The 3,340-nt window shown below is 40.3% G+C and carries 5 protein-coding genes; all 5 read right to left on the bottom strand.

The window, feature by feature from the left end; translation table 11 throughout:
• A partial coding sequence (locus tag FWJ59_RS08810) for an ABC transporter ATP-binding protein (RefSeq protein WP_414481572.1) occupies positions 1-737 on the bottom strand: 737 nt, incomplete at its 3' end.
• Position 738: 1 nt separating this feature from the next.
• On the bottom strand, positions 739-1,347 hold the full coding sequence (locus tag FWJ59_RS08805) for a hypothetical protein (RefSeq protein WP_414481571.1): 609 nt from the start codon (positions 1,345-1,347) through the stop codon (positions 739-741).
• Positions 1,340-1,696, bottom strand: coding sequence for a GntR family transcriptional regulator (locus FWJ59_RS08800; RefSeq protein ID WP_414481570.1), 357 nt, complete (start codon positions 1,694-1,696; stop codon positions 1,340-1,342). Before FWJ59_RS08800 ends, FWJ59_RS08805 begins: the two co-directional genes overlap by 8 nt.
• Positions 1,697-1,705: 9 nt before the next feature.
• On the bottom strand, positions 1,706-2,836 hold the full coding sequence (locus tag FWJ59_RS08795) for a hypothetical protein (protein ID WP_414481569.1): 1,131 nt from the start codon (positions 2,834-2,836) through the stop codon (positions 1,706-1,708).
• A gap of 138 nt (positions 2,837-2,974) precedes the next feature.
• Positions 2,975-3,340: hypothetical protein (locus FWJ59_RS08790; protein ID WP_414481568.1), on the bottom strand; the 366-nt coding region annotated here is incomplete at its 5' end.

Here is a 3,340-nt window from a genome sequence, read left to right as displayed (position 1 = left end):
TCCTGTGTTCTTAATAAAATTTCATCCTCCATAACAGCTACTATCCTTGCATTCCTTATATTTTCATTTAGCCTTACTATCCTGTGCTTGTGCTTTGCATCGTCTATGGTATCGGTATAGAGTATTCTGCCGTTTTTTATTATGGCAAAGCTTGTGGCGTATTCCTCCAGTTCAAATATTTCATGGGATGAGAGCAGAATGGTCCCGCCCATTTCATTGACATACTGCTTTATCAGGTGTATGAGTTCATACCTTGATGCCGGATCCAGATGCTGGGTGGGTTCATCCATGATTATCAGCCTTGCGCCGGTTGCCAAGGCAAGTATTGACAGTATAATGGTTTTCTGCCCTCTTGAAAGCTTCTGCATTTCCTGCTCAAGATTGAAACCGTACTTTGAGAGAAAATTCTTAAAAAATTGATCGTTCCAGGAAGGGTATAGGGTTTTATACATATTGTAGTAATCTTCAAGCCTCAAGTTGTCAAATACCCTTCTGTCCTCGGTTACAAACGCTATGTCAACTTTTAAGGAGGGGTTAAACGGCCTGTCAAATACTGTTATCTCTCCGGAATCTTTGGGTATGACGTTCATTATGCATTTTAGCGTTGTGGTCTTGCCGGCGCCGTTTGGCCCCACCAGCGCCAGTATTTCCCCCTGCGGTACTGCAAAATTTATATCTGACAGAATCTGCTTTCCGTCAATCTGTTTGCTTAAGTTTTTTACCTGCAGTGCATACATTTCAATTCTCACCGCCTTTTCTTATGAAAATTAAATAGCTTAAAAGACAGATTGCGCAGGATGTCAAAAAGGACAATACCACATTACCCTGTTGAGTAAAGCTGATGAGGCTGTAGGGATTGAAGTTGAAAGCATTGATGTCTGAGGAGCCTAGGCCCCCGAGTATTGCATCCAGGATGACCATAAATATGGCCCAGCCCAATCCGTCCCTGCCTAGTCCTGAGAACAGCATTGTTATTCCAAATATTGAAAGCAGTAGCGTTAAACTGTTTAGCATGAATATAAGCCTTGAATAAATATCAGTTTCTATAAAGATCTGGTTGATTACAGAGGTTGCGGCGACAAGGATGGTCAGGAAAATTAGATTATAAAGATACAGCTCCTTTTTAGAAAAGGGCAGCAGATAAAGAAGTTCTGCGTTTTTATGCCTTATATCATAAGCAAGCAGCGAAGCAGAGAGAAAGAGTATAGCTATCGTTTTTATAAAAAGGTCAGGGATTAAAAGAAGCAACGTGAGAAACACAAGCCGTCCGGTCTTCTCTTTCAGTTCTTTCTGTATATATACCTCCATCTTTGAAAGGCGTTTTGAAAAATCCGCATAATTACCCATTTTTCCATACCTCCTCAAATATCAGCATTGCCGTGTGAAAATCGATGCGATCGTCTTTAAGCTTTGAAACGCATTCCCTTATGGTTTCGATTATCTTTTGGTCTATATAAACATCCCTTTTAATGAAATACCCTACTCCTTGTTCGGCTTCGATGTATCCTTCGGCTTTGAGTTTTTCCAAGGCCTTTAAAACGGTGTTTATGTTTACATCGAAGATGTTTTGCAGGTCCCTTATCGTGGGGAGCTGGGCGCCTTTTTGAAGGTTTCCAAGCAGTACTTCCGATTTTATCATGTTTACAATCTGGATGTAGGCCGGTATTCCGCTGTGTTTATCGACCTTTCTCAGCATTTGGCATCATCACTTCCTTTGAATTTTTACAAACCCGGTGGATTCAATTTCAACCGGTGCATCGTTTTTGCTGTCAACGGTTAAATTACCACCCGTTGCATCTATATAGAGCCCGGCACTTTGAGTCTGAGGGTTTGACACTTCGATTATGCCGTTTAAGCCGTTTGAATCTATCTCAAACCTGTCAAATGTTGACTTTATGGCCAGATTCATACCGGTTGAATTGAGCTGAATTTTGCTGAAATTGAGCTCCCCGGTGATATTGGTTCCCAAACCATCTATGTCCAGCGTCTTTCCTTCCAGTTTCCCACTGATGTCGATGCCGGTGCAGTCAATTCGTATATCGTTTTCAGATGAGATTTGTGAATTTATTAAGGCCCCTGTACAGTCCAAGGAAAAATCCTTGAAACTTCCATTGCCGTGAATTTTGATGCCATTGCAATCGATAGCTACGCTTCTGAGGGTTGCCGTGCCCATCTTTATCACGTAAGTATCGTTTGTACGATAAGGCTCTGAAATCGTAAGATTACCGTCGGTTTCTTCCACAGTTAACCTGGCAGGGTAATACAATACATCGTCATCTGTAAGTTCGAGTTCAATTCCTGAATTTACGTTTATGGTTATATGATTTACGTGTTCTATGGGTATTTCGCTGTTGGGCAAGATCTTGTTTTTGCCATCCGGTATTCCAAAATGAAAATCAAATCCGATTTCAGGTCTTGCAGAATGGTCTACAATTACGCTGGTACAATAATTATAAATTGGTGCTGCTACTATTCCTACTGCTAAGAGAATCAAAACTCCGATCAAAACAGCCTTGAAAGCGCTTACTTTCCTTTTGACCATAAATACGCTGAACAAGGCAACAATTGCAATGCTGAAAAAGACCTTTTTCAAAGACGTCCAGGGCAAAAACCATGCAATAAGCCCGCTTATCATGGATATCATGATTTTAACCGTCACGCTTTCTTTTATCTTTTTTGCCACGGCCGAATTTGAGTATTTGCTGAAGAATAATAGGACAGCACCCACAAAGATAAGCAATATGGCTGCAAAGAATACTATAGATTTAATCAGGTTTTCGTTTGAAGCGATAGAAGACTTTCCGACCATCGCGTATAACTGACGTAAAGCATCCATAAGTTAGCCTCCCTCAAGTTTAATAGTGTTATATAATTATATAACACTATTAAAGGTTTGTGTCAATGGGTTTTTAAATTTTTGTGGTCAAAAAATAAAAACATTATACGGTATATCTTTAAAAATTAAGTTTACCGTTTACAAGTCTTCCTTCCGTCCTATATACAGTAAATGCTCGCAGCTTCCCCATACTTCTGGATTTGAAGATATGGCTTCAAAGACATCCAGCCAGTGCTGGAAGTCTTCTTCTGGCAACTGCATTAGCTTTTCTTCAACCAATGCTCCCAGTCCTTCCACAGCAATAATTCTTAAAGTCTCCAGTTTAAATTGGGACATAAATCTCTCAATGTCAGCTGGATTAAAGAAATATGCATCGGTAAATCCCTCACCCACGGTTGAATAATGTCTTCCGTCTTCAAGATACCGTAGCAATCTGCTCTTCAACCGACTGATATCCTGTGGATATGCTTTCAAACAATCTATGATAGGAGCATAGGCCGATAT

Origin of the sequence: Caldicoprobacter sp. (genome assembly GCF_047459465.1) — a bacterium.
In the GTDB taxonomy this organism is placed as follows: domain Bacteria; phylum Bacillota; class Clostridia; order Caldicoprobacterales; family Caldicoprobacteraceae; genus Caldicoprobacter.
This window is presented reverse-complemented; position numbering and strand designations above follow the sequence as displayed.

What these genes read in the sequence shown, in the direction of transcription:
- FWJ59_RS08805 (WP_414481571.1), bottom strand. Translation starts at nt 1,347, where the DNA reads ATGGGTAATTATGCGGATTTTTCAAAACGCCTTTCAAAGATGGAGGTA.
- FWJ59_RS08800 (WP_414481570.1), bottom strand. Translation starts at nt 1,696, where the DNA reads ATGCTGAGAAAGGTCGATAAACACAGCGGAATACCGGCCTACATCCAG.
- FWJ59_RS08795 (WP_414481569.1), bottom strand. Translation starts at nt 2,836, where the DNA reads ATGGATGCTTTACGTCAGTTATACGCGATGGTCGGAAAGTCTTCTATC.